The 3,683-nt window shown below is 73.5% G+C and carries 3 protein-coding genes; all 3 read left to right on the top strand.

Going from position 1 to position 3,683, the window contains the following annotated elements; genetic code table 11:
• Positions 1–1,784 (top strand): APC family permease (locus AOK09_RS35540; protein WP_079063689.1); only part of this gene is annotated, 1,784 nt, incomplete at its 5' end.
• Between the two features lie 10 nt (positions 1,785–1,794).
• The gene (locus tag AOK09_RS35535) at positions 1,795–3,207 is read left to right on the top strand and encodes a sensor histidine kinase (protein WP_055591314.1); all 1,413 of its coding nucleotides are present in this window, start codon (positions 1,795–1,797) and stop codon (positions 3,205–3,207) included.
• The coding region (locus AOK09_RS35530) for a response regulator (protein WP_055591313.1) at positions 3,204–3,683 on the top strand (480 nt) is incomplete at its 3' end. The genes AOK09_RS35535 and AOK09_RS35530, both read left to right, overlap by 4 nt.

The following is a 3,683-nucleotide window of genomic DNA, read 5'->3' as shown; positions in this document are numbered from 1 at the left end:
CGGCGGTGGTGGTGCTGCTGGCCGTGGTGGTGCTCTCCTACCGCCAGGTGGTGCGCGCCTACCCGTCGGGGGGCGGCTCCTACGAGGTGGCCTCGCGCAACTTCGGGGCGTGGGCCGGACTGGTGGTGGCCTCGGCGCTGATGGTGGACTACATCATGACGGTGGCGGTGTCGGTGGCCGCCGGAGTGGACAACATCATCTCCGCGGTGCCTTCGCTGGACCCGTACCGGGTGCCGGTGAACCTGGGCTTTGTGGCGCTGCTGGCGGGGATGAACCTGCGCGGGGTGCGGTCCTCGGGGCGGCTGTTCGCGGTACCCACCTATCTCTTCGTGGCCGGGGTGCTGGCCATGATCGCCGCCGGGCTGCTGCAGACCGCCCTCGGGCACCCCCCGGTGGCCGAGAGCGCCCACTGGCAGATCCGGCCGGTGCCCGGGGAGCTGGGCCTCACCGGGATCGCCCTGGTGCTGCTGACGCTGCGGGCCTTCTCCTCCGGCTGCACCGCGCTCACCGGTGTGGAGGCGATCTCCAACGGGGTCCCGGCCTTCCGGCCGCCGCGGTCGCGCAACGCCGCGACCACACTGGCGATGATGGGCGCCCTGTCCATCACCATGTTCACCGGGATCACCGCGCTGGCGCTGATCTCCCATGTGCGGTACGCCTCCGAGACCTGCCGGCTGGGAGGGTTCCCCGGCGACTGCGCCGGCAGCAGCCAGCGCACCGTGATCGCCCAGGTCGCCGCCGCGGTCTTCGGCGGACCGCACTCGGTGATGTTCTTCTACGTCCAGATCTCGACCGCACTGATCCTGGTTCTGGCCGCCAACACGGCCTTCAACGGCTTCCCGATGCTGGGCGCGATCCTGGCCGAGCACCGCTGTCTGCCGCGCCAGCTGCACACCCGCGGGGACCGGCTGGCCTACTCCAACGGGATCATCATCCTGGCGGTGGCCGCCGGAGTGCTGATCTACGCCTTCCAGGGCTCGGTGAGCCGGCTGATCCAGCTCTACATCCTGGGTGTCTTCACCTCGTTCACGCTCTCCCAGGCCGGTATGGTCCGGCACTGGAACCAGGTGCTCGCCGGGCGGCCGGAGCCACGTGAGCGCCGCCGGATCCACCGGTCACGGGCGATCAACGCCGTGGGCGCCGTGCTGACCGCCCTGGTGCTGGTGGTCGTCCTGGCCACCAAGTTCACCCACGGCGCCTTTCTGGTGGTCATCGCCATGCCGCTGCTCTACCTGATGATGCGCGGCATCCGGCGCCACTACGACCGGGTCGCCGAGGAGCTGCGCCCCCGGCCGGGCGGGGTGACCCTGCCCAGCCGGGTGCACGCGGTGGTCCTGGTCTCCCAGCTGCACCAGCCGACCCTGCGGGCCCTGGGCTACGCCCGCGCGACCCACCCGGACACCCTGACCGCGCTCACGGTCCGGATCAGTCCCGACGAGGAGCGGGCCCTGCGGGCGGACTGGGAGGCGCGGGAGATCCCGGTGCCGCTGACGGTGATGGAGTCGCCGTACCGCGACATCACCGGGTCGGTACTGGACTACATCACCCGCCTGCACCGTGAGCACCCCGGGGACCTGATCGCGGTGTACATCCCGGAGTACGTGGTGGGCCACTGGTGGGAGCAGCTGCTCCACAACCACTCCGCCTTCCACCTCAAGGCGCGGCTGCTCTTCCAGCACGAGGTGATGGTCACCAGCGTGCCCTGGCAGCTGGACTCGGCACACGACGGCCACCCCTTGGCTGCGCCGACCGCTCGGCAGGGCAGGGCCGCCAGGGGCGGCTAATCTGCTGATCATGCAGCAGTTGCCGGATCGGCGGGGCGCCACACAGGTGCGCCCGCCCGGCGCGGGCCGCCGGGTGCCGGCCGCCGTGGGCGGCGCCGCGGGCCTGGCAGTGCTCACCGCCGTGCTGCTGCCCCTGCGGAGCGGGCTGTCCCTGGCCGGCATCGAGCTGATCTACCTGGCCGCCGTGGTGCTGATCGCCGCGGCCGGCGGGGTGTGGCTGGCCCTGACGGCCGCGGTGGTGTCGGAGGCCCTGGTCGCCTTCTTCTTCGTCCCGCCCTTCCACACCCTGCATGTCCAGGGCCGCGACCTGCTGATCACCCTGGTGGTCTATGTGGCGGTGGCGGTCACCGTCAGCGTCACGGTGGACCTGGCCGCCCGGCAGCGCGCCGCCGCCGTCCACAGCGCCGTCGAGGCGGCGCTGCTGGCCAGGATCACCGCGGCCCCGCTGCACGGCCGCCCGCTGCACACGGTGCTGGAGCACGTACGGGACACCTTCGGCATGACCGGAGCCGCGCTGCTGGAGCGCGACGCCACGGGCGAGCATCCGGTGGGGGTGGTGGGGCAGCCTCCGTCCGCACGTCCGGCCCTGTCGGCGCCCGCGGGCGAGCGGTTGCGGCTGGTCGCCGACGGCCCCGCGGTCTTCGCCCCCGACCAGCGCTTCCTGGCCCGGCTGGCGACCGCCGCCGCGCGGGCCCTGGAGGCGGAGCGGCTGGCGGACGAGGCGGCACGCGCCAGGGAACTGGCCGAGATCGACCGGGTGCGGGCCGCCCTGCTGACGGCGGTCGGCCATGATCTGCGGACCCCGCTGGCCGGGATCAAGGCCTCGGTGTCGGCCCTGCGGGAACCCGGGCTGGGGCTCAGCGCCGGGCAGCAGGCGGAGCTGCTGGCCACCGTGGAGGCCGCCGCCGACCGGATGGGCGACCTGGTGGAGAACCTGCTGGCGCTGAGCCGGCTGCAGGCGGGCGCGCTCAGCGTGCATCCCCGTGCGGTCGCCCTGGACGAGGTCGTCGCCGCGGCGCTGCTGCACACCCCGCTGCCGGCCGGCCACGGCCTGGAGGTCGAGGTGCCCGAGGATCTGCCGCCCGCCTGGGCCGACCCCGGTCTGCTGGAGCGGGTGATCGCCAATCTGGTGGCCAACGCCTGCCGGGCGTCCGAGCCGGGCGGTGCCATCCGGGTCAGCGCCGACGCCGCCGACGGCCGGGTACGGCTGCGGATCGCCGACCACGGGCCGGGCATCCCCGCCGCGGACCGCGAGCGGGTGTTCACCCCCTTCCAGCGGCTGGACGACCAGAGCGGCGGCGGCCTGGGACTGGGACTGGCCATCGCCCGCGGCTTCACCGAGGCCATGCACGGCTCCCTGGCGCCGTCCGACACACCCGGCGGAGGCCTGACCATGACGCTCACCCTGCCGGCCGCGGTATGATCCGGGTCCTGGTCGTCGATGACGACCCCCATCTGCTGCGGGCCCTCACCATCGCGCTCACCGCGGGCGGCCACCAGGTCGCCACCGCGGCCGACGCGCGCACGGCGCTGAACGCCGCCGCCGCCGCGCCGCCCGACCTGGCCGTCATCGACCTGGGGCTGCCCGACCTGGACGGCATCACCGTGATCGAGAGCCTCCGCGGCTGGTCCAGCGCCCCCATCGTGGTGCTCTCCGCCCGCCATGACGAGACCGCCAAGATCAACGCCCTGGACGCGGGTGCGGACGACTACGTCACCAAGCCTTTCGGCATGGGCGAACTCCTCGCCCGGATCCGGGCCGCACTGCGCCGGGCCACCCCCGGAGACGACCAGCCGGTGGTCGCCACCGCCGCCTTCACGGTCGATCTGGCCGCCAAGCGGGTGACCACCGCGAGCGGTGAGATCCGCCTGACGCCCACCGAGTGGCATCTGCTGGAG

The sequence above is a fragment of the Peterkaempfera griseoplana genome, from assembly GCF_001418575.1.
In the GTDB taxonomy this organism is placed as follows: Bacteria; Actinomycetota; Actinomycetes; order Streptomycetales; family Streptomycetaceae; genus Peterkaempfera; species Peterkaempfera griseoplana.
The sequence above is the reverse complement of the archived record's forward strand: the minus strand, read 5'-3'. Positions and strand labels throughout refer to the sequence as shown.